We start from the raw sequence: 22,947 nt of genomic DNA, 5'->3' as shown, positions 1-22,947 counted from the left end.
GGACTCAGGTCGTGGCCGGTTCGCCCAGCGCCGATGTCGGCACCAGCGGGATATTCACCCGCGACGGCATCGCCGGCGTGCTGTACACCGTGAGCAGGCCGAGCAGCCCTTGCAGCAGGTCCGGCAGCGGGCTCAGCCCGTGGGGCAGGTCGCTGGCGCCGACGCTGATGCGCAGCCGGTGGCCGGCGGGGATCACCGCGCTGGTGGGGAACACCTCCACGTCGGCGCGGAACGGCCGCAGCGGGCCCACCGGCTGCTGCGATGCCGCCGTGAACGGGTGCCAGGGCTGGATCAGTTTACCGTCCATGAAGCGCGATCGGGTGGCGTTGAAGTCGCTCATCGAGGCCATCTGAATGCCGTTGGTCAGCTCCCGGGACAGGCCGTTGGGGTCCACGACGCTGACCCGCACCACCACATTGCTGTCCAGTGCCGTGGTGGAGGCCCAGATCTGGCCGCCGATCGGGCCGTTGATGGCCATATCCTCTTCCATGGGCTCGCTGGTGTAGACCGCTTCCAACAGCTCGGTGACGTTGTTCTGTTCCTTGCACGGCGACGTGATCAGGCCCAGCACGCCGGCGGTCCATTGGCTGGCGCTGGCGGAGCACAGCCCGTTCACCGGAGTTTGCAGCAGCGAGGTGCGGCGGTTGCCGGTGGGCGCCTCCCGATTGATCTCGCCGAACAGCGGCAGGCCCGGCTTGCCATGCAGATAAAACACTTCGGCGTGCGCTTGCGGGTGCGGCCAGTCGGCGGCGGTGATGTAGCGCTCCGCGCCGGTGTAGTACTGGGTTACCGGTGGGTAGTCGCCGGCGCCGGTGTCCATGCCTTTCAGGTATTGGTCGAACCAGGCCAGACGGATGTTGGCCAGGGCCGGCACGCCGTCCGCCGGCAGCCCGGCGCCGGATGAACCGTCCAGGTGTTCCCAGGGACCGATCAGCAGCTTGCTGGTGGTGCCGTTGTTCTTGAGCCCTTCATAAATCAACGGCTCGCCGCGCTGGAAAATATCGCGCAGGCCGCCGACCACGAAGGTGGGCGCGGTGATCTTGTCGATCTGTTCCAGCGGCGAGCGCTGGCGCCAGAAATCGTTGTCGTACTTGTTGTCGTCACCGATCAGCGCGCCGCCCACCACCGGCACCGGGAACTCGGTGAGGGTGCCGGTGAGATGATCCAGCAGGGTGTTCAGGTAGTAACCGGGCTCGTCGTTCTCCAGCCCCACCGGCGTGGGAATGATGCCCAGGCCGGTGACCAGCGCCACCCACAGCGGAATAAAGCCGGCGTTGATCTGGCCGCCGCTGAACACGATGTCCCGGTAGGCGTCGCCCATCGGCACGATGGCGAACACGGCGTCCACGCCGTCCGGGCGCTGGGCGCCGGCCAGCAGCCCGGTGATGCCCATGTAGGAGGCACCGTTCATGCCGAGGGTGCCGTTGCTCCAGGGCTGGTCGTCGATGTAGTCGAGCAGCTCGCCGATGTCCTGATGGTCCACCTCGCTGAACGCCTGCCAGGTGCCCTCGGAGGCGCCGGTGCCGCGCATATCGACAATGATGTAGGCGTAGCCGCGCTTCACCAGATAGGGGTCGGCGGCGCCGATGGCGCCCAGGAACTGGTTGTAGCCGGTGAAGGTGGCCACCACCGGGAAGGGACCGTCGGCGGGCTCGCCGTTTTCGTCGGCGGGCAGCGTCACCGTGGCCGACAGCCGGATGCCGTCGCGCAGGGTGATCAACTGCTGGGGCAGGTCCACGGTGCCGGGGTATTCCTCGGGGCGCTCATAGGGCGCGTCCCAGGTCAGATTCACCGGCTCGGGCTGCGGTTCCGGTTCGGGCTCCGGCGCCGGCGGTGTGGTCGGCGCCGGTGCCTCCGGGTCGCCGGCGTTCGCCGTTTGCGGGCCGGGTCCGGCGCTGTCGCTGCCGCCACCGCCGCAACCGGCGAGCGCGAAGAGGGTCAGGAAAAACAGAACGGGCAGCGGAAGGTGCTGCCCCGCGTGGCGAAGAAGAAGCATGCTGGTGTCCCCTGGCATTATTGGATTAATGGGGAAGCCGACCGGCCTGGGCTAGTCAGTTGTTTGTCTATGCAAGGTTACCCAGTGGCGGCGCCGGCCACTGTTGGCACGATGGTGCGAATCGGTGACGAAGCTTGGGTTTATGTGGCGCTGTGTAACAGCGGGATCACTGGTATGCTGCTTCGCCACCCGTTTCCGCTTTGCCGACAGGAGAAATCCGATGACCGACGACCACGCTTCCGATCCCCGCCGCCGTTATTCCGCCCCGGTCGTGGACGGCGTGGGCAAGGCACCCAGCCGCTCCATGCTGCGCGCCACCGGTTTCACCGACGAGGATTTCACCAAGCCGCAGGTGGGCATCGCGTCCACCTGGAGCCGGGTGACGCCGTGCAACATGCACATCAACACCCTGGCGGACGAAGCCGGCCGGGGCGCCGACGCCGCCGGCGGCAAGAGCGTGATCTTCAACACCATCACCGTGTCCGACGGCATCGCCAACGGCACCGAGGGCATGAAGTACTCGCTGGTGTCCCGGGAAGTGATCGCCGACTCCATCGAGACCGTGGCCGGCTGCGAGGGCTTCGACGGCCTGGTGGCCATCGGCGGCTGTGACAAGAACATGCCCGGCTGCCTGATGGGGCTGGCGCGGCTCAACCGGCCGTCGGTGTTCGTCTACGGCGGCACCATCAAACCGGGCAAGAACCACACCGACCTGATCTCCGTGTTCGAGGCGGTGGGCGCCCACGCCAAGGGCGACAAGTCACTGATCGAAGTGAAACAGGTGGAGGAAGAGGCGATCCCCGGCGCCGGCTCCTGCGGCGGCATGTACACCGCCAACACCATGGCCAGCGCCATCGAGGCCCTGGGCATGAGCCTGCCGGGCAGCTCCGCCCAGAACGCCGAGGACAACGACAAGCTGGAAGACTGCCGTGCCGCCGGCGAGGCGGTGCTCAAGCTGCTCGATCGGGACATCAAACCCCGCGACATCCTCACCCGCGAGGCGTTCGAGAACGCCATCACCGTGGTGATCGCCCTGGGTGGCTCCACCAACGCGGTGCTGCACCTGATCGCCATGGCGCACACCGTGGACGTGGCGCTGTCCCTGGAGGACTTCACCCGCATCGGCAAGAGGGTGCCGGTGCTGGCGGACCTGCGCCCCAGCGGCCACTACATGATGAGCGAGCTGGTCGCCATCGGCGGCATCCAGCCGCTGATGAAAACCCTGCTCGACGCCGGCCTGCTGCACGGCGGCTGCCTCACCGTCACCGGCAAAAACCTGGCGGAAAACCTGGAAACCGTGGCGCCCTACCCGGAAGAGCAGGACATCATCCACGCCCTGGACAAGCCGATCAAAAAGGACAGCCATCTGCGCATCCTCTACGGCAACCTGGCGCCCACCGGCGCGGTGGCTAAGATCACCGGCAAGGAAGGCACCTACTTCAAGGGCAACGCGCGGGTGTTCCACTCCGAGGAAGAAGCCACCGACCGCATCATGGACGGCACCGTCACCGCCGGCGACGTGCTGGTGATCCGCTACGAAGGGCCCAAGGGCGGCCCGGGCATGCGCGAAATGCTCACCCCCACGTCCGCGATCATGGGCCGTGGCCTGGGTCAGGACGTGGCGCTGATCACCGACGGCCGCTTCTCCGGCGGCAGCCACGGCTTCGTGGTCGGCCACCTGACCCCGGAAGCCCAGGAGGGTGGCCCCATCGCCCTGGTGGAGACCGGCGACGAAATCATCATCGACGCCGAGGCGAACACCATCACCCTGAACGTGGAGGAGGCGGAACTGGAACGCCGCCGCGCCGCCTGGACCGCGCCGCCGCCGCGTTACACCCGCGGTGTGTTGGCCAAATACGCCAGGACCGTCAGCTCCGCGTCCCTGGGCGCCATCACCGACGGCGACTGACGCGGCCTGTGTCGATAAACCTGAAAGGTGCTCTCGCTTCCCTGGCCAGGGCCCACGCTTGTGCCGGGAAGGAACCTTTGCAGGGCTATAAGCCTTGGCTAACCGACAAGAAGCCAGATAAGAACAGACATTGAGAACGATAAATGACCGCAAAATTGACCCTGCAGCAACTCGAATCCTTCCTCTGGGAGGCCGCCGATATCCTGCGCGGCAACATGGATGCCTCCGAGTACAAGGATTACATCTTCGGCATGATGTTCCTCAAGCGCCTGTCGGATGCCTTCGAGGAGGCCCAGGAAACGGTGGTGCAGTACTACCTGGGCAAGGGCAAGTCCAAGAAGCAGGCGCAGGCACTGGCCGATGACGTGGACGAGTATGACAAGACCTTCTACATTCCTCCGACAGCTCGTTGGGGCGCCCTGAAAGACTTGAAGCACGACATTGGGGCCGAGCTGAACAAGGCCACCGAAGCCATCGAAGAGTTCAACGGCTCCCTGGAAGGGGTGCTGGTGTCCATCGACTTCAACATCAAGAACAAGCTCACCGACAAAAAGCTGCGCGACCTGCTCAGCCACTTCAGCCGCCACCGGTTGCGTAATGAAGATTTCGAGCGACCCGACCTGCTCGGCACTGCCTACGAATACCTGATCAAGATGTTTGCCGACAGCGCCGGCAAGAAGGGCGGGGAGTTCTATACCCCCTCGGAAGTGGTGCAATTGTTGGTCTCCCTTCTTAAGCCTGAAGCCGGTATGCGCATCTATGACCCCACCGCGGGTTCCGGCGGTATGCTGGTACAAACCCGAAACTATCTGGCCACCCACGGTGAGAACCCCGCCAACCTGTCTCTGTGCGGGCAGGAGATGAACCTGAATACCTGGGCCATCTGCAAGATGAACATGTTCCTGCATGGGGTCTACAGTGCCGATATCCGCAAGGGCGATACATTAAGAGAGCCGCAGCACACCCAGGGCGGCGAACTTATGACTTTCGACCGGGTGATCGCAAACCCGCCCTTCAGCCTGAAGAAATGGGGCAAAGAAGAGGCCGACAGCGATGCCTTCGGCCGATTCCCCTACGGCACGCCCCCCAAGGACGCCGGGGATCTTGCATTCGTCCAGCACATGATCGCCAGCCTCAACGCTGAAGGCATGATGGGCGTGGTCATGCCTCATGGTGTGCTGTTCCGGGGCGCCAGCGAGAAAGCTATTCGCCAGGGCCTTCTTAAGGATGACCTGTTGGAAGCCGTCATCGGCCTGCCCGCCGCCCTGTTCTACGGCACCGGAATTCCTGCCTGCCTGCTGATCATCAACAAGCACAAGCCCGCTGACCGCAAAGGCAAGGTGCTGTTTATCAACAGCGAGCTGGAATACGAGGAAGGCAAGAACCAGAACAAGCTGCGCCAGCAGGATATCGACAAGATCGTGACGACCTTCGAGACCTTCGAGGAGATCAAGCGCTACTCCAAGGTAGTGCCGCTGGCCGAGATCGAAGACAACGGCTTCAACCTCAACATCCGCCGCTACGCCGACACCAGCCCGCCCCCGGAAATCTTCGATGTGCGCGCCATCCTCCACGGCGGCATTCCGGTGCGGGAAGTGGAGAGCGAGTATATCCGCGAAGAGATTCTGGAAGACTTTGATGTGTCTATGGTGTTTGTCAGACGGAATGAGAACTACTACGATTTCAAGCCGGAGATCGATAGCAGGGGAGCAATCCGTGACGCCGTAGGCGAAGCCGATGCCAAGGTTATCAACCAACTTGAGCGTTGGTGGGACAAATACCGGGTGTCACTGAGTGAGCTAGATGTCCAGGTAGCGGAAGCAGAAACCGTGATGAAGGGGTATCTGAGGGGGCTGGGGTATGAGTGACATAGTACCCAAGGGGTGGAAGGTAGTCAGGTTAGGTCAGATTCTAAGTGAAAGCCGCATCCCTATTGGCTATGATGACCCGGCGCGCCGGATCTCTGTAAGGCTGCATTTGCAGGGTGTTCATAAGCGCGACGAAAGAGCTACTGACACTGTCGGATCAACGACCCATTTCAAACGATTTCATGGTCAGCTGATATACGGCAAGCAGAATCTGCATAATGGTGCTGTTGGAGTGATACCGAAGCATCTTGATGGGTTTGGGTCTTCGCAAGATATCCCTGCCTTTGATATTTATGACGGGTTTTCCGTAAGTTGGCTTTTTCAATACATAAGTAGGTATGAATACTATAAGGGGTTAGAAAAAATAGCCTCTGGCACCGGATCAAAACGAATCCAGCCTAGTTCGCTTTTCAAGGAGAGGGTTCTGGCTCCCCCTCTTCTCGAACAGCAAAAGATCGCAGCCATCCTGTCCTCCGTAGATGACGTGATCGAAAAAACACGCGCACAGATCGATAAACTGAAAGACCTGAAAGCCGGCCTGATGCAGGAGCTGTTGACCAAAGGCGCTGGGCTGGACGGCGCTCCGCATACGGCGTTCAAGAACTCGCCCGTGGGGCAGATTCCCGATGATTGGGAGGTTGTTCCCCTTGTTGATTTGTGTTCAAAAATCAGCGTAGGTATCGCGAGTTCCACAACTCATGCGTATGCTCAGAAAGGCGTACCCATACTTCGGAATCAAAATATTCTAGAGGGCAGTATTCGGGCGACGGATATGCTGCACATTTCCCAGCAATTCTCGGATGAGAATGCGTCTAAGAAAATTAGGGAAGGTGATGTGCTCACGGTTAGAACCGGTTACCCAGGTGTATCAGCTATTGTTCCGAAAGAATTTGACGGATGCCATAGTTTTACAACGCTAATATCTCGACCTAAGAAAGGTGAGCTGGATCCAGGTTATCTAGCTCTCCTCATCAATTCAGATTATGGTAAGAAATTTGTCGTCGGGGGGCAGGCAGGAGGCGCTCAGCAAAATCTTAATGCGACTACCTTGAAGACTTTCCCGGTAATTCTGCCTTCACTCGATGAGCAGGCCGAAATTTTCGATATCGTAAATTCAGTATCATCGAAGATCGTCTGTATTGAGAAAAAATACCGTTCATTGGTATCCGCCAAAAAAGCCTTAATGCAAGACCTACTCACAGGCAAGGTGAGGGTTAATGTCTATAAAGATGAGGCCGCAGCCGCCTTATCGGCGTGACTAATCGTCCTGTTTCAGGATGAAGCAATTGGGCTTTTGTGTCCGGTGCCGAGCTGGCGCCTGGGCAGCCCGGGGATGAGCGCAGCGATTACCTGGAGGTGATGCTGGTCACGCTGCGGAAAGTAAAACGGGAGGGCTGAGCCCTCCCATCGGTTCTACCGCTTCTTACGTACCTTGATCGGAAAGACCTTGCCCTTTTTGGGGCGAATAATCTTGCCGTTCTTCCGGATGTAAGGGCGGAAGATGATCTCATAGTCGCTGTCTTTGCGAGCCATGGGCCACCTCCATATACCTTCCACGGCCTTGGAAACTCGGCAAATTGACTTGCTGCATGGCAAGGTCTAACCTCCATCACGCAATGTCCATTGCAACTGCCAAGAGAGCGGGGCTGCCGTGCTAAGTCCTGCTCTTTTGCGTATCCCGCCCGGGCTGCCACCCGGGCGGGGATCTCTTACCGGAATGATCACGCCATCCCAGTAGTTACCCTGGATTCTCTCATTGTGCCCTCTTAGTTGACAATTTGAACTTTTTCTTCAGAATTGTCAACTAAGGGTTGACGGCCTGTGGATAACTATAAAAAGTCAACTCGCGCCCCAAATTTTAGGAGGAGTCATCATGTTGCATGAGCGGATTCGTCGTGCGCGTGCCTTAAAGGGAATGACCTTGCAGGAAGTAGCCGACCAGATGGGGGGTATTTCTAAACAGGCTATTTCCAAATACGAGCAGGGCAAGGACGCGCCCAACTCCACCCGATTGATCCAGCTGGCCAACGTCCTGGGTGTTAAACCTGAATACTTTTTCCGTGCCGACAGCGTTGAACTGGGAGCAGTAGATTTTCGCAAACATTCCGCCTTTGGTAAGCGTCAGCAGGAAGTGGTTAAAGAGCGTGTGCGTGAGCACATGGAGCGCTATATGGCTGCCGAGAATCTATTTGAATCGGAGGCTCTCCATAGCTTCAAGCAATGGCACCAACATTTTGCAGTGAATGATCTTGATGGAGTAGAGCAGGCCGCTGATGATCTCCGAAAAGCCTGGAATCTTGGCCATAATCCGATTCGAAACCTGACCGAAATCCTAGAAGAGCATGGGGTCAAAGTCGTCGGGTTGGACGATAGTCACGATAAGTTTGATGGTCTTTGTGCGGTGGTTAACGGGGGCAATGATGCTGTGATTGTCAGTAACCTGGATCGCCCTGGTGAGCGACAGCGCTTTAATCTTGCGCATGAGCTGGGGCATCTCGTGATGCGCTTGCCTCAGACGATTCAGGAAACCAAAGAAGAAGAGCACTGGTGCCACCGTTTTGCTGGTGCTCTCTTGTTTCCAAAGAGTCAAGTGTTTGATGCATTTGGATATCACAGAAAGCGGTTTTATGAAGCGGAATTTTTGCTGGTAAAGCACGAGTGGGGTATATCCATGCAAGCTGCTTTAAGGCGCTTGTATGATCTCGATGTTATTAACACCAGTGTCTATCGGAATATCTGTCAAAAGTGGTCGGTCAAGAGATATCGCCGCAATGAGCCCGAGCCATTGCCGGCAGAGCGTTCATACCGTTTGAGGCAGTTGGTATTCCGATCTCTGGCGGAGGACCTTATTACTCCGTCACGAGCTGCTGAGTTGCTGGCTACCAGCCTGGAGCAGATAGACCGCGTGATGCAGAATCTGCCAGAAAATGGAGGACAGGATGCCCTCAAAGATACTGGTCTCTGATACCAATATCTGGATCGACCTGCATCATGGAGGGTTATTGGATGCGGCGTTTGAGTTGCCGTACCAGTTTGTGACATCCGAATTCGCCTATTTCGAGTTGCATAAGCCGCCGGGCCAGGCACTGGAAGAGCGTGGTTTGGCGGTTCAAGGGTTCGCCCCGGAGGAATTGCAGGTTCTGTTTGAGCTCAAAAAGGAGCTTCACAACCCTTCTTTGGCTGATGTGTCTTGCTACCTGATTGCTCGTGAGAATGGCTGGCTGTTGGTGACGGGGGATAAAAAGCTGCGAGTTGCAGGGCAAGGGCAGAAACTGGAGGTGCGGGGAGTTTTGTGGATTCTGGATGAGTTGTTCAGGCTTGATGTGGTCAGAGGTCCTGATTTGGCAGCCGCACTCCAGGCAATGCTGGATAGGGGGGCTCGATTACCTGATACCGAGTGTAATCAGCGCATTAAAAAGTGGTCCAACCACTGACATTGGCTACTATTGCACAGCTTCATTTATGGGTAAGGTGTGGCTTGCCTACAGAGCTATAACAATAGAGAGCATTTCGTGTATCAGGACGAAGCCGACAAGGTAGAAATTCCAGCCATTCAACAGCTGATTCACCAGGGGTGGCAATATGTGCCGGGTGCAGACCTTGCTCCGGAGGGTGGTGAACGCGCTTATTTTCGTGATGTGGTGTTGGCTGAGCGCCTGGGGCTCGCTCTACGCCGCTTGAACCCCTGGCTCAGCGAGGAAAATTTTCGCAGGGTAATGCGCGAGTTTACCCATCCGAATTTCGCCGGCCTGATTGAGTACAACCAGGCCCTGTGGGAAATGCTTTGCTGCACTGGGGATCACGCCCTGGCGTTCGAGCAGGATCTGGGCTCGGGCCGCAAGGGCCAGACGGTCACCGTGGTGGATTTCGACAATCCGGCTAACAACGACTTTCTCTGCACTAGTCAATTCAAGGTGGAAGGACTTAACCAGAACATCTGTCCCGATATCGTCTGCTTCGTGAATGGCCTGCCATTGGCGGTGATCGAGTGCAAATCCCCCTATGTGGCCGATGCCATCGGCGAGGGCATCAACCAGTTGCGCCGCTACGCCAACCTGCGCCGCCCCGAAGACGAGGAAGGGGCGCAGAAGCTGTTCTGGTACAACCAGTTGATGGTCTCCACCTGCCGGGACCGGGCGCGGGTCGGCACCATCAGCGCCATGGCCCAGCATTACGGTGACTGGAAAGACGCTCACCCCTACACAGATCAGGATATCCGCGCGCTGCTGACGAAATCGGTTCCTGACAAGCTGGTGGGCGGGTCCGGCGCCAAATCCGCCTATAAAGTCGCGGAGGTGCCTTCAACTGCGTACCTGGAAAACGCCAGACGGACGGCTGCGGGAGGCGAAGGGGATCAAGCGGAGATTAACACCCAGCAGCGGCTCCTTGCCGGCTTATTCAACCGGGACAATTTTCTCGATTTGATCCGGAATTTCATCCTGTTCGAGCCGGTGGAAGGTCGCGTGATCAAAAAAGTGGCCCGTTACCAGCAGTACCGGGCGGTGAACAAGGTCATTGAGCGTTTGAAGAGCGGCACCACCCGCAAGGAGAAATCCGGTGTGGTGTGGCACACCCAGGGCTCGGGTAAATCCCTCACCATGGTTATGCTAGCTGTGAAGATGCGCCGTGATCCGGAGCTGCAGAAGTACAAGCTGGTCTTCGTCACCGACCGCACCCAGCTCGATAGCCAGCTTTCCGCCACTTTCCGCGATGCCCAGAGCGAAACCATCTACAACGCCACCTCTGTGGCGCGGCTCAAGGAGCTGCTCACCAAGGACGCTTCCGATATCGTTACGGCAATGGTGCAAAAATTCCAGGACGCGGAAGCGGAAGGCGACTTCGCTGACCTGAACCCCAGCGACAGAATTATCGTGCTGGCGGATGAGGCCCACCGCACGCAGTTTGGCGGCTTGGCCGCCACCATTAACGCGGCCTTACCCAATGCCCCCAAGATTGGCTTTACCGGCACCCCGCTACTGAAGACCCAGAAGATGGGTCAGGCCTTTGGCGGCTACATTGATCAGTACAAGATCAATGAAGCCGTGGAAGACGGCGCGACGGTGCGTATTATCTACGAAGGTCGTCAGGCCCAGACAGAGGTGGTGGGCGAGTCCCTGGACAAGCTGTTTGATGAGTATTTCAAGCATTCCAGCGATGAGGAAAAGCGAGAGATCAAGAAGAAGTACGGGGTAGAGCGTGCCGTACGTGAAGCTCCGGCGCGCATTCGCTGGGTGTGTATTGATCTGCTCGAACATTACCGGGCGCACATCCAGCCCAACGGCTTCAAGGCTATGATCGTTGTGGGCAGCCGCCATGCGGCCACGGTGTACAAGAAGACCCTGGATGAGCTGGGCGCACCGCCGTCCGAGGTGATTATCAGCGGCGGGCACAACGACCCCGGCTACCTGGCCCCCTACACGGACAAGGCCAGCCAGAAGCAAGCTATTGACGGCTTCAAGAAGCCCGTAAGTGAGCACCCACTGACGTTTTTGATCGTCAAGGACATGCTACTTACCGGCTTCGATGCACCCCTCGCCCAGGTGATGTACATCGACCGTAGCCTGAAAGACCACACACTGATGCAGGCTATCGCGCGGGTGAACCGCAATTATGAAGGGAAGCAGGCAGGCTTTGTGGTGGATTATTACGGCCTCTCGGACTACCTGACCGATGCGCTGGACAAGTTCAGCAGCGATGACGTGGAAGGCACCTACCACACGCTGAAAGATGAAATTCCCAAGCTGAAAGCAACGCACACTCGGGTAGCCAATATCTTCTCAGGTCTTAAGGGTCACGACATAGATGATTATGTCCTGCTTCTCAAGGACGATGACCTTCGTCAGCAGTTCGAGCTGGCCTACAGGCGGTTCGCCAAGCAGATGGATGTGGTGCTGCCCGACCCGGCGGGCAGGCCTTTTATTCCCGACCTGAAGTTGTGGGGCAAGGTGCAGAACGCCGCGCGCAACCGCTACCGCGACCCAGGCCTGAATATCGCCGATGCCGGCGAGAAAGTACGCCGGCTGGTGGATGAACACATCATCAGCACCGGCGTGGATCCGAAGATCCCGCCGGTGGATCTAATGGCGGCGAACTTCCGGGAATCCGTGGCGCAGATCAAGTCACCGGAATCCCGCGCCTCCGAGATCGAGAGCGCCATCAAGCACCACATTACCGTGAACCTCGAAGAAGACCCAGAGTACTACAAGTCTCTGAGTCTGCGCCTGCGGGACATTATCGAGAAGAGCAACGGCAAGTGGGAGCAGCAACTGGAGCTGCTTCTGGACATGGTCGGCACCCTGGAAAGCGATCGTAAGAAGACCGCTGAGAATCTGGGGCTCACGGAAACCGAGCTGGCGTTCTACAACATCCTCATGGCGGAAGTGCTCCGGCACACCGGCGAGGAACTGCTGGACGAAGCCGTACACGACGAGATCAAGGCCGCCACCCGGACCCTGGTGGATACGTTTGATGAAGCCACCCGGATTGTCGATTTCTTCAGCAAGGGAGAAGAGATCAGGCGAATGAAGAAAGCCATCAAACGGACCATCATGGATTGCAGTTTTGATGACAGAGCCATCGTGACCACCGTGCAGGAGCGCTTTATGGATCTGGCAAAGACGAAGTTTCAGTGATGCGCGTGAATAAGCCTGAATACCGTGAAGCAAAGGGCTTTATCGCGGAGGTGGTTCGCACCAACCGGCGCAAGTCCGCCGACATCCGGGTCGAAGAGGGCGCGGTGACCGTGGTGGTGCCGGCGAACACCCCCGCAGAACGCATTGACGACCTGCTGACCGCCAAACGCCGCTGGATCAAAGAGAAAATTGCTCTCCACCAGGAAATGGCGCCGGCCAGCAGCAAGCGCTACGTGTCCGGTGAGGCCTTCTCGTACCTGGGCCGCAACTACCGCCTGAAAGTGGAGAAGGGGCCTTTCGCCCCGGTGAAGCTGGTTCAAGGCCGCCTGGTGGTCTCGGTCCCTCAGGGTTCGCAGCAGCCCCACATGATTCGCAATGCCCTGATTCGCTGGTATAAGCGCCAGGCGGAACTGAAGTTAAAGGAAAAAGTCGCCCGTTGGGCGCCGCAGGTCGGTGTGGAACCCACCGGCGTCGCCATCAAGACCTTCAAGTCCCGCTGGGGTAGTTGCACCGCCAAAGGGGAGCTGCAGTTCAACTGGCAAATCATGATGGCGCCGAATCGGATGGTGGATTATGTGGTGGTCCATGAGCTCTGCCATTTGATCCGCCATGACCATTCCCCGGAATTTTGGGGGCAGGTCGGGCGGATACTGCCTGACTACGAGCAAAGCCGAGACTGGCTTAAGCATAATGGCCACCGGGTGTCTGCCTTGTGATGCTGCTGTGGCCATCGCTGGGTGCCATCCCGACGGCTATTCCGGCTCGCGCCGGAAGCCCACGCTGAAACGGTTCCAGACGTTGATCATCGCGATCACGTAGGTCAGGTCGGTGCGCTCTTTCTCGGTGAAGTGGGTGGCGAGCCGGTCGTACTCGCGGCTGTCGTCCATGGCTCGCTGAGGCGCGTGAGCCGTTCCGTCCAGGCCAGGGCGGCGCGCTCACGCTCGCTGAACCACGGCGCCTCGCGCCAACCGGCCAGGGTGTCCAGAACCTCGTCCGGCACCCCGACCTTGCGGGCGTCGCCGGCGTGCATGTGCATGCAGAACGCGCAGCCGTTGATCTGCGAGGCGCGCTGTTGCACCAGGTGCAGGAGACGGGGTTCCAGGCCGCTGGCGTCGTACACCTTCTGGCAGCCGAACAGATGCTTCATGGTATCCGGTGACGCCTTGTAGAAGTCGAATCGCGCTTTCATCACGAACTTCTTTATGTCTTGCGGGTTATCGAGGGTGGTCGAGAAACGGAACACGCTCAGGTTAGAATCCGATTGGTTCGCGAATAAGATCCAATTTCGCGTATTTCACGGGACCAATCAGCGAGGGGCCGGTCCGTGCAAATTCACCTTTCCCTGGACGGGGCCGGCGGCCTCGGCCAGCGGCTTTACGAGAGCCTGCGCCGGGCGCTGATCGACGGTCAGGTGCCGCCCGGCGAACGGCTGCCGTCCAGCCGTGTGCTGGCGGCGGAACTGGGGGTGTCCCGGCGGCTGGTGGTGGAGGCCTACGAGCGGCTGGTGGCGGAAGGGTTTCTCGGTGGCGCTACCGGCCGCGGCACCTTCGTGTTGCGGGTGCCGCCGCCACTGCCCCGGGAAGCCGAGAGGCCCGGCCCGGGCCCCGGTGCCCACTGGCGCCCGTTGCCGGACTGGGGCGGCCGGCGGGCGCCGGGCCGGCATAACTTTCCCGGCGGCGTCACCGACCGGGCGCTGCTGCCCTGGGCGGCCTGGCGCCGGGCCATGATGGCGGCCCTGCGCGAAGCGTCCCGGGACATCGGCCTGTACGGCGACCCGCGCGGCGAGGCGTCGTTGCGCCTGGCCATCGCCCGTTACCTGGGCTACAGCCGTGGGCTGGCCTGCGACGGGGAGTCCCTGTTGATCACCCAGGGCGCCCAGCAGGGCCTGGACTTGCTGGCCCGGGTGCGGGTGGCCCCCGGGGACACGGTGGCCGTGGAGGAGCCGGGCTACCCGCCGGCGCGGGCGGTGTTCGAGGCCCGTGGCGCCCGGGTGGTGCCGGTACCGGTGGACGACCAGGGGCTGCGCGTTGAGCGCTTGCCGGAGGCCGCCAGTCTGGTCTACGTGACCCCGTCCCATCAGTTCCCGCTGGGCATGCCCATGAGCCTGGAGCGGCGCCTGGCGCTGCTGGCGTTCGCCCGCCGCCACGACGCCCTGGTGGTGGAGGACGATTACGACGGTGAATTCTGCTTCGAGGGGCGTCCGCTGGACGCGTTGAAAAGCCTGGACCGGGAGGGGCGCGTGGCCTACCTGGGGTCGTTCTCCAAGGTGCTGCACGCGGATCTGCGGCTGGGCTACCTGGTGATGCCGCCGGGGCTGGCCACGGCGTTGTTGCAGGCGCGGGCGTTCAGTGACGGCTCCCCGCCGCTGGTCACCCAGCGGGCGCTGGCCAGGCTGATGATCGACGGCGATTTCGCCCGCCACCTGCGACGCATGCAGCGGCTCTACACGGCCCGGCGCACCCGTTTGGGCGACGCCCTGGCGGCGCATCCGGCGCTGTGGACACCGCTGCCCCAGGTGGCGGGCATCCATGTGGCGCTGCGTCTGAGGTCGCCGGTGGCGGACCTGCCGGCGCGGCTGGCGGCCGCCGACATCCGCGCCAATCCGCTGGCGTCCTTCTACGCTGGCGAGGCCTCCCTGGACGGGGTACTGCTGGGGTTCGGTGTGATCGACGGCGAGGCCATCGACCGGGGCGTCGCCGCCCTGGCCGAGGCGATCACACGCTGAGTGCGTTTGCCTACTGCTTGGAGGCCCAGATCGCCAGCTTGTGCTGCATGGACTGCTGTGACACCTGATCCTCCGGCAACGGCTGGATCAGGTTGTCGTGCACCAGCAGCCGGTAGATGTATTCCACTTTTTCGGCGGCGGAATCGGTGGGTTCGAATTCCACCACGCCGCGCTTCTCGCCGTATTCCATGCCCAGGGCGATGGCTTTCTTGACCAGTTCCTTCTCGTTCTTGAGTTTCTTCATGACGGTGGCTCCACACGCAGCAGCTTGCCGTCCGGGGCGTCGGTGAGCAGATAGAGATAGCCGTCCGGTCCCTGGCGCACATCGCGGATGCGCTCGCCGCGCTCTTGCAGATAGCGGGTTTCACCGGTGGGCGTGGTGCCGTCGAACGCTACCCGGTTGAGATGGGTGAGCTTCAAGGCCCCGGACACCACGTCGCCGCGCCATTCCGGGTAGCGGTCGCCGGTGACGAACACCATGCCCGAGGGGGCGATGGACGGCACCCAGTAGTGCAGGGGCTGGGCGTAGCCCTCCTTTTTTTCCTGGCCGATGTCCGGGCCGTAGTACTCGTTGCCGTAGGTGATCACCGGCCAGCCGTAGTTGATGCCGGCGCGCACCACGTTGATTTCATCGCCGCCGCGCGGGCCGTGCTCGTTGAGCCAGGGCTCGCCGCTTTCCGGGTGCAGGGCCAGCCCCTGGGGGTTGCGGTGGCCCCAGCTCCAGATCGCGGTCTTGGCGCCGTCCTGCCCCACCAGCGGGTTGTCGGCGGGCACGCTGCCGTCGTCGTTGACGCGGATCACGCTGCCGCCGTGGCCGCCGGTGTCCTGGGCGCGCTCGCGCTGGCCCCGGTCGCCCACGGTGATGAACAGATAGCCGTCGTTGTCGAACAGGATGCGGCCGCCGAAGTGCTTGGCGGTGTCGGTGCAGGCGTCGGCGATGAACACGTCCTGGAATTGCTCCAGTTCACCGTCGGCGTAGAGGCCATGGCCCACGGCGGTGGTGGCGCCGCCGTCGCAGGCCTTGGCGTAGCTGATATAGAGGCGCCGGTTATCGGCGAAGTGGGGGTGCGGCACGACGTCGAACAGACCGCCCTGGCCCTTGGCCACCACCTCGGGCACGCCGGTCACCGCGTCGTCCAGCAGCTTGCCGTCAACCACGCGGCGCAGGTCGCCGCCGCGCTCGCTGATCAGCCATTCGTCATCGGCCTCGCCGGGCACGAAGGCCAGCGACCAGGGGTGGTTCAGACCTTCCACCAGGGTGGTGGCGCTGACGGAGGGGTCGTCGTCCGGCTCGATCGGGCTTTTGGCGTCCGCGCAGGCGGACACCAGCAGCGCGCCGACCAGCGGCAAATAGCGGGACAAAACGGAGGCGGGCGTGGGTCCAATCATGGTCTCGGGTCTCACCGGCGAATGAATGACACCAGTGAGCATGCCATGACGACATCGGACCGTGAAGGAAAGCGCCCGCCGTCCGGGGCCTATTTGCCGCCGCGGGCGTACTTGAGGAATTTCTCCATGGCCAGATCCCGTTCGGCGGCCACGCTTTTGGCGCTGTCGCGCTCGTTGAGGCGCGCCAGGAGCTCGGCGCTGCCCGGCGCCTCCGCCAGCAGATCAATGCCGAACAGCTTGCCGGCCACCGCTTTGGCCAGGTCCGCGCTGTACAGGAAGAACACGTCCGCGGCGGTCAGCCGGTCGCCGGCCAGGAACGGCTGCCAGCGCGCCTTGCGGGCCAGGGCACGGATGCCTTTGAGCAGGGCCTCGCGGGTCTGTTCCTTGGTTTCGTCACTCACCTGGCCGCCGAAAAAGACTTCCGGATAGCAGCGCCGGGCGGGCAGTTCCAGGTACAACTCGATGTGTTTGACGAGCTGCTTCACCTGGGCCTTCTCCAGCGGGTCGGCCGGGTACAGCGCCGGGCCTTCGGTGGTCTCGTCCAGATATTCCAGAATCACGTTGGTTTCCGACAGGAAGACGCCGCCGGTTTCCAGCACCGGCACCTTGCCCATGGGGCTGACGCTGAGTACCGCGTCCTCCTGGCTGGGGTACAGCGTGGCCTGCTCAAACTCGAGGCCTTTTTCGCGCAGCGCGAATTTGACCATGTTCACGTAGTTGCTGGCGTCGAAGCCGTGCAATGTCAGCATTAGTGTTCTCCCGAACGATTCATTGGTAAGCCGGTGTGCTCAGAGCGCGGTGAGACCGCCGTCCACCGCCAGCTGGTGGCCGGTGACGAACGACGAGGCGCCGGACAGCAGCCAGATCACCGCCTCCGCCACTTCATCCGCTTCGCCGACCCGACCCAGCGGGTGCATGGCGCGGTGGAACTGGCGCTGTTTTTCTTCACTGGCGTAGCCGGCCTTCGCCGCCTGCTCAATGGCCCGCTCCATCATCGCGGTACGGATGATCCCCGGGCAGACGGTGTTCACGCGGATGCCCTGCAGGGCGTACTCGGCGGCGACACTCTTGGTCATGCCGATCACCGCGTGCTTGCTGCCGGCGTAGGCGGCGCGGCGGGGCGCGCCCACCAGGCCCGCCACCGAGGCGGTGTTGACGATGCTGCCGGTCTTGCGCGGCGCCATTACGGCGGTCTGGTGCTTCATGCACAGCCACACGCCTTTGACGTTGATGGCCATGACCCGGTCGAACAGCGCTTCGTCGACGTCGGCGACCTTGTCGTTCTCTTCTTCGATGCCGGCGTTGTTGAAGGCGCCGTCGAGCTGCCCGAAGGCGTCCACGGTGGCGGCCACCAGCGCCGCCACCTGGTCGTCGCGGCTCACGTCGGCGGCCTGGGCGCGGGCCTCGCCGCCGGCCCGGCGGATCGCGTCGGCGGTCGCCTCGGCGGCGTCGGCGTCGATGTCGGACACCATCAGACGGGCGCCGTCGCGGCCCAGTTTTTCCGCCGTGGCGCGGCCGATACCGCCACCCGCGCCGGTGATCAGCACCACTTTATCTTTCAAGGAATGATCGCCCATGTCCCCTCCCGAGATTAAAAAATAATAGGGGAGCATACCCCACCCGGCGGTGGGCGCCGAGCCTGCCGTGCCCGGCCGGTTAACGGCCGGCGGGGTCCTCGAGCATCTGACGGTGCACCCGGACCGCCGTGCGGCTGGGGCGGATGGTGATGCCCCGCGCCTCGGTGTGGGCCCGGGTGATGGCGGCGCCGAACAGCAGAATCAGCGACGAGTAGTAGACCCACAGCAGCAGCAACACCAGTGAGCCGGCGGCGCCGTAGGTGGACGCGGTGGCGGTGTGGGACAGATAAAAAGCGATCAGGAAGCGCCCGAGAATAAACAAAAGGGCGGTGACCAGGGCGCCGGAGAGCACGTCTTTCCAGCGCAGTACCGCGTCCGGCAGCACCTTGAAAATGGTGGCGAACAGCAGCGTGACCACGACCACCGAGAGCAGGGTTTCCAGGCCCACCACCAGACCCGCCGGGATCGGCAGCCAGTCCCGGGCGAACACCATGATCGCCTGCAGCACCACGCTCAGAAACAGCGACACCATCAGCACAAAGCCGATGGAAAGCACCACGGTGAGCGACATCAGGCGGCTTTTCAGCAGCGCCAGGATGGTGTTGCGCGAAGGGCGCGGCGCGATGTCCCAGACGTTATTGAGGGAGCGCTGCATCTGCGCGAACACGGTGGTGGCGCCGACCACCATGGCGCCCAGGCCGATCAGCGTGGGCAGGATGCCGCCCTGGTCGATCTGGTTGGCGGCCACGGCGGTGCGTACCGTCTCGGCGGCGTCGGGGCCGATGGTTTCCTGCAGCTGGGTCATGATCCGCGCCATGGCGGCGTCGGTGCTCATCACCAGGCCGATCACCTGCACCGCCAGGATCACCACCGGGGCGATCGAGAACAGGGTGAAAAACGCCAGCGCGCCGGCGTAGCTGACCGCGTTGGCTTCCAGCCAGAAGCCCACCGCGTTCCTGGCCACGCGGTACACATATTCGGCCGCCTGAATGAGGGGGTTAGGCAGGTTCATGGGCTCCAGTGTAGCGGTTGGGGGCGCCCCGGCCTATCGCCGCGAGGAGCTCGGTTGTTGACGTATTCCGCGCCGAGGCGGAATCTGCAAGGGCAGGTCACCGGCATCAAGGAGGAAGGCCATGACACGGAAACGCTTTCGCGCGCGGGCGCTGGTCGCGGCGCTGGCGATCTTGCCCCTGTGCGCGCCCTGGGCGGCGGTGCGCGCGGCGCCGCTGGACCCCGGCGGGGATTACGCGCTGGGGGACTGGGCCGGCACGCGCACGGACCTTGCCCGTCAGGGGGTGCGGTTTGATCTCGGCTACGTCGGCGAGATGGCCCACAACCTGAGCGGCGGGTTCCGCGAGGATGGCCGCCTCGCCTACGCGGACCAGTTCCATGCCTCGCTATCCTTGGACCTGGAACGTCTTGCCGGCGTGAACGACGCCGACTTCAAGGTCACCCTGACCAACCGCAACGGTGAGAACCTGACTGGCGAACGGCTGGTGGACCCCGCCACCGGCGGCGTGTCGTCGGTGCAGGAGGTGTTCGGTCGCGGCAACGTGACGCGGCTCACCCAGCTCTGGTTTCAGCAGGGGCTGTTCGGCGGGGCGCTGGAGTACAAGCTCGGCCGCATTCCGCTCAGCGACGACTTCGCCACCCTGGAGAGCCGCTTCCAGAATTTGTATCTGGGCAGCGGCCAGCCGGGCAACCAGGCCGGCGCGGTCTGGTACAACTGGCCGGTGTCGCAGTGGGGCGGCCGGGTGAAAGTGCAGGACGGCGCCCGGCGCTATCTGCAGCTTGGCGTGTTCGATCAGAACCCGGAAAACCTGGATCCGGATCAGGCTCTGGATCTGTATCGTCACGGCAGCGAAGGGGTGATCACGCCGGTGGAGGTGGGCTGGGTCCCGGACAAGGGCCCCGGCGGCCTGCCCGGCAAGTACAAGCTCGGCGCCTACTACAGCAGCGCCGAAGCCACCGACTATGAGGACGGCGGCACCCGCGGACGTCGCTACGGCGGCTACTTCGTGGTGCAACAACAGGTGAGCGCGCCGCACGGCGACAGGCGCGGCCTGACCCTGTTCAGCCAGGGCAGCTGGCACGACCCGGACACCGCCTATGTGGCGCGCTACCTGTCCGCCGGCGCGAGCTGGCGCGGACCGTGGCAAGGGCGCCCCCGGGATGAGCTGGGTGTGGGTCTGGCCTACGCGGAAATCGGCGACGCCTACGTGGACTCGGCTACGGCGGGCAATCCGCTGGTGGCCGGCCCCGGTGCCGCCGGCTATGTGCCGCCGCAAAGCGATGAATGGAACGCCGAGCTCTATTACGGCATCCACATGACGCCCTGGCTGACCCTGCGGCCCAACCTGCAGTACCTGGTCCACCCGGGCGCCAACGACGCGGTCGATGACGCCTGGGTGGTCGGCACCACGGTGGCGCTGACGCTTTAGTCGTCCTTCAGTCCGTAGGCGATGATGGCGTCACCGGCCTTGGTGCCCAGGGAACCGTGGCCGCCGGCCACCACCAGCAGGCGCTGGCGGCCCTGGGAGTCCAGGTAGGTCATCGGCGTGGCCTGGCCCCCGGCGGGCAGGCGGTCTTCCCACAACTGCTCGCCGGTGGTGACGTCGTAGGCGCGCACGTAGTAGTCGATGGTGCCGCTCATGAACGCCACGCCGCCGGCGGTGACGATCGGGCCGCCCAGATCCGGCACGCCCATCTTGAACGGCAGCGGCAGTGGCGACTGGTCGCGCACGGTGCCGTTGCGGTGCTTCCACACCACCTCGCCGCTGCGCAGATCGAGGCCGGCCACATAGCCCCACGGCGGCTGCTGGCAGGGCAGCCCCAGCGGCGACAGGAACGGCTTCAGGGAGACCGCGTAGGGGGCGCCGTAGTTTTCGTTCAGCCCCGGTTTGCCGTCGGACACATAGTTGCTGGTGTCGTCCTGGCGCGGGATCAGCGTGGAAACGAACGCCAGATAGGCCGGCGTGGTGAACGCCACCTGGCGCTCCGGGTCCACCGCCAGCGCGCCCCAGTTGAACACGCCGAAATTGCCCGGGTAGATCAGGCTGCCTTGTTCCGACGGCGGCGTGTAGCGGCCCTGGTAGTTCAGCCGCTGGAACTGGATACGGCAGATCAGCTGATCGAACAGGGTGGCGCCCCACATGTCGCGGCCTTCCAGCGGCGGCGGGTTGAGGCTCAGCGAGGAGCTCGGCTGGGTGTCGGCCACCGGCTGGTAGCCGAGGCTCTCCGGTGCCTTGTCTTCGCTCACCGGCAGCACTGGCTCGCCGTTACGACGGTCGAGCACATAGATGTCGCCCTGCTTGGTGGGCGCCACCAGCACCGGCACGGAGCCGTCGTCGGTATCCAGGTTCATCAGGCTCGGCTGGGCCGGCACGTCCATGTCCCAGAGGTCGTTGTGCACGGTCTGGAACACCCAGCGCAGCTCGCCGGTGTCGATGTCGAGGGCGACGATCGACGACGAGAACGGCGCCGATTCGGTGGTGCGGTCCTTGCCCCACTGATCGGGCACCTGGTTGCCCATGGGCAGGTAGATCAGGCCGAGCGCTTCGTCGACGCTGGACACCGACCAGGAGTTGGGCGTGCTGGCGCTGTACGTTTCGCCGGCGGCGATCGGATCGGTCTGCTCCGGATTGCCCGGGTCCCAGTTCCACACCAGTTCGCCGGTGTCGACGTCGTAGGCGCGGATCACCCCGGACGGCTCGCGGGTGGAGACGTTGTCGTTCACCGCGCCGCCGATGATGACATAGTCCTCGGTGACCACCGGCGGTGAGGTGGAGTAGTAGAAGCCATCCTGCTGGTGCGGCATGTTGGCCCACAGATTCACCGAGCCGTTGTCGCCGAAGCCGGCGCAACGCTCCCCGGTTTCCGGGTCGAGGGCGATCAGGCGGGCGTCGCCGGTGGGCAGAAACAGGCGGCGCTGGCAGGTCGGGTAGGCGCTGCTGTCCCGTTCGCCGGAGGCGGCCACCGCGCTGTCCTCGCCGGGGGCGAGGGGCTCCGCCTGCTGGTGGCCGTCGAAATAGGAGAGGCCGCGGCAGGTCTGGTGCTGGCGGCTGATGTCCTTGTCGATGTCGGGATCGAACTTCCAGATTTCTTCGCCGCTGTCCGCGTCCAGGGCGATCACCCAGTGGTGTGGCGTGCACAGGTAGAGGGTGTCGTCGATCTTGAGCGGGGTCACCTCGTAGGTGGTTTCCACCGGGTCGCCCTCACCGCGCAGATCGCCGGTGTGGTAGGTCCAGATCGGCTCGAGCCGGTCGGCGTTGTCCGGGGTGATCTGATCCAGGGGCGAGTAACGCTGGCCGAAACCGGTGCGGCCGTAGGCGTGCCAGTCGCCGTCGGGGATATTGCTTTGCGAGCTCTGCGGCGGCTGCGGTGCGCGGGCGGTGGGCAGCTCACCACGCACGCCGTTGGGGTCCGGGCCGAGCAGCGCGGTCAGGGCCAGGGCGCCGGCGGCGACCACCATCACCGCCACCGGCCCGGCGGCCAGCCCCCAGGGCTGACGGCCGCTGGCGTTCAGGTCGCGCGTTACCCAGGGCGTCATCAGCCACAGGCCGATGGCCACGATCACCACGCCACGGGGCATCAGGGCCCACCAGTCCAGCCCCACTTCCCACACCGACCACAGGCCGGTGCCGAGAATCAGCAACGCGTAAATCCAGAGGGCGCCGGGCCGGCGCAGCACCATCAGCGCCCCGGTGAGCAAAAAGCCCAGCCCGGCCAGCAGGTAGTACCAGCTGCCGCCGAGCACCGCCAGCCAGCCGCCGCCGCCGGTCAGCGCCAGGCCGATCAAAACCAGAATCCATCCTGTGAACACCGCCATGGTCTTCTCCCTGTTGTGGTTTA

18 protein-coding genes are annotated in these 22,947 nt (G+C 62.8%); 9 read left to right on the top strand and 9 right to left on the bottom strand.

All coding sequences use genetic code 11. The features are described from left to right. Window positions 1–4 precede the first annotated feature (4 nt). Window positions 5–1,996: a CocE/NonD family hydrolase gene (locus ISO4_RS00275; RefSeq protein ID WP_228547807.1), complete on the bottom strand. Its 1,992-nt coding sequence runs from the start codon at window positions 1,994–1,996 to the stop codon at window positions 5–7. Between the two features lie 220 nt (window positions 1,997–2,216). On the opposite strand from ISO4_RS00275, the gene ilvD reads away from it, so the two are divergent. The 7 genes from ilvD to ISO4_RS00240 all read left to right on the top strand — a co-directional run bounded on the left by ilvD (window position 2,217) and on the right by ISO4_RS00240 (window position 13,121). After that, window positions 2,217–3,905 carry a dihydroxy-acid dehydratase gene (gene ilvD / locus ISO4_RS00270; RefSeq protein ID WP_194854759.1) on the top strand — a complete coding sequence of 563 codons (1,689 nt, stop codon included), beginning with the start codon at window positions 2,217–2,219 and terminating at the stop codon, window positions 3,903–3,905. A gap of 143 nt (window positions 3,906–4,048) precedes the next feature. Next, window positions 4,049–5,773 carry a type I restriction-modification system subunit M gene (locus ISO4_RS00265; protein WP_194854758.1) on the top strand — a complete coding sequence of 575 codons (1,725 nt, stop codon included), beginning with the start codon at window positions 4,049–4,051 and terminating at the stop codon, window positions 5,771–5,773. After that, entirely contained in the window at window positions 5,766–7,031 is a 1,266-nt protein-coding gene (locus ISO4_RS00260; protein ID WP_194854757.1) for a restriction endonuclease subunit S, read from the top strand. The genes ISO4_RS00265 and ISO4_RS00260 overlap by 8 nt, the downstream gene beginning before the upstream one ends. Window positions 7,032–7,646: 615 nt before the next feature. Continuing rightward, complete coding sequence (locus tag ISO4_RS00255) at window positions 7,647–8,738, top strand: XRE family transcriptional regulator (RefSeq protein ID WP_194854756.1); 1,092 nt, start codon at window positions 7,647–7,649, stop codon at window positions 8,736–8,738. Beyond that, window positions 8,713–9,207: a type II toxin-antitoxin system VapC family toxin gene (locus tag ISO4_RS00250; protein ID WP_194854755.1), complete on the top strand. Its 495-nt coding sequence runs from the start codon at window positions 8,713–8,715 to the stop codon at window positions 9,205–9,207. Before ISO4_RS00255 ends, ISO4_RS00250 begins: the two co-directional genes overlap by 26 nt. 78 nt (window positions 9,208–9,285) lie before the next feature. Next, a complete protein-coding gene (locus tag ISO4_RS00245) occupies window positions 9,286–12,405 on the top strand; it encodes a type I restriction endonuclease subunit R (RefSeq protein ID WP_194854754.1) in 3,120 nt (1,039 codons plus the stop codon). Next, entirely contained in the window at window positions 12,405–13,121 is a 717-nt protein-coding gene (locus ISO4_RS00240) for a M48 family metallopeptidase (protein WP_194854753.1), read from the top strand. The genes ISO4_RS00245 and ISO4_RS00240 overlap by 1 nt, the downstream gene beginning before the upstream one ends. A 36-nt stretch (window positions 13,122–13,157) precedes the next feature. Here the strand turns inward: ISO4_RS00240 and ISO4_RS17130 are convergent, their stop codons facing one another. Both ISO4_RS17130 and ISO4_RS00235 read right to left on the bottom strand, forming a co-directional pair. Beyond that, entirely contained in the window at window positions 13,158–13,292 is a 135-nt protein-coding gene (locus ISO4_RS17130; protein WP_267254072.1) for a carboxymuconolactone decarboxylase family protein, read from the bottom strand. Beyond that, window positions 13,226–13,594, bottom strand: coding sequence for a carboxymuconolactone decarboxylase family protein (locus ISO4_RS00235; RefSeq protein WP_228547806.1), 369 nt, complete (start codon window positions 13,592–13,594; stop codon window positions 13,226–13,228). The genes ISO4_RS17130 and ISO4_RS00235 overlap by 67 nt, the downstream gene beginning before the upstream one ends. A 135-nt stretch (window positions 13,595–13,729) precedes the next feature. On the opposite strand from ISO4_RS00235, the gene pdxR reads away from it, so the two are divergent. Next, window positions 13,730–15,130 (top strand): MocR-like pyridoxine biosynthesis transcription factor PdxR, encoded by a 1,401-nt coding sequence (gene pdxR, locus ISO4_RS00230; RefSeq protein WP_194854752.1) that lies wholly within the window; start codon window positions 13,730–13,732, stop codon window positions 15,128–15,130. Window positions 15,131–15,140: 10 nt separating this feature from the next. On the opposite strand, the gene ISO4_RS00225 is transcribed toward pdxR, so the two are convergent. The 5 genes from ISO4_RS00225 to ISO4_RS00205 all read right to left on the bottom strand — a co-directional run bounded on the left by ISO4_RS00225 (window position 15,141) and on the right by ISO4_RS00205 (window position 19,108). Continuing rightward, on the bottom strand, window positions 15,141–15,374 hold the full coding sequence (locus ISO4_RS00225) for a DUF5062 family protein (protein ID WP_142947484.1): 234 nt from the start codon (window positions 15,372–15,374) through the stop codon (window positions 15,141–15,143). Then, the gene (locus ISO4_RS00220; RefSeq protein WP_194854751.1) at window positions 15,371–16,519 is read right to left on the bottom strand and encodes a PQQ-dependent sugar dehydrogenase; all 1,149 of its coding nucleotides are present in this window, start codon (window positions 16,517–16,519) and stop codon (window positions 15,371–15,373) included. Before ISO4_RS00220 ends, ISO4_RS00225 begins: the two co-directional genes overlap by 4 nt. An 89-nt stretch (window positions 16,520–16,608) precedes the next feature. Then, window positions 16,609–17,268, bottom strand: coding sequence for a glutathione S-transferase family protein (locus tag ISO4_RS00215; protein ID WP_194854750.1), 660 nt, complete (start codon window positions 17,266–17,268; stop codon window positions 16,609–16,611). A 39-nt stretch (window positions 17,269–17,307) separates the two neighbouring features. Beyond that, window positions 17,308–18,096 (bottom strand): glucose 1-dehydrogenase, encoded by a 789-nt coding sequence (locus tag ISO4_RS00210; protein ID WP_142947481.1) that lies wholly within the window; start codon window positions 18,094–18,096, stop codon window positions 17,308–17,310. A gap of 79 nt (window positions 18,097–18,175) precedes the next feature. After that, the gene (locus ISO4_RS00205) at window positions 18,176–19,108 is read right to left on the bottom strand and encodes a YihY/virulence factor BrkB family protein (protein WP_194854749.1); all 933 of its coding nucleotides are present in this window, start codon (window positions 19,106–19,108) and stop codon (window positions 18,176–18,178) included. Between the two features lie 121 nt (window positions 19,109–19,229). Between ISO4_RS00205 and ISO4_RS00200 the strand changes: the two genes are divergently transcribed. Next, a complete protein-coding gene (locus ISO4_RS00200; protein ID WP_194854748.1) occupies window positions 19,230–20,537 on the top strand; it encodes a carbohydrate porin in 1,308 nt (435 codons plus the stop codon). Here the strand turns inward: ISO4_RS00200 and ISO4_RS00195 are convergent. Continuing rightward, a complete protein-coding gene (locus ISO4_RS00195) occupies window positions 20,534–22,924 on the bottom strand; it encodes a glucose/quinate/shikimate family membrane-bound PQQ-dependent dehydrogenase (protein ID WP_194854747.1) in 2,391 nt (796 codons plus the stop codon). The two genes, ISO4_RS00200 and ISO4_RS00195, sit on opposite strands and share 4 nt — an antisense overlap. Between the last annotated feature and the right edge of the window lie 23 nt (window positions 22,925–22,947).

It is taken from the genome of Alloalcanivorax venustensis ISO4 (genome assembly GCF_015356855.1).
In the GTDB taxonomy this organism is placed as follows: domain Bacteria; phylum Pseudomonadota; class Gammaproteobacteria; order Pseudomonadales; family Alcanivoracaceae; genus Alloalcanivorax; species Alloalcanivorax venustensis.
Note: the sequence above shows the minus strand (reverse complement) of the source record. Positions and strands in the feature narration are given on the sequence as shown.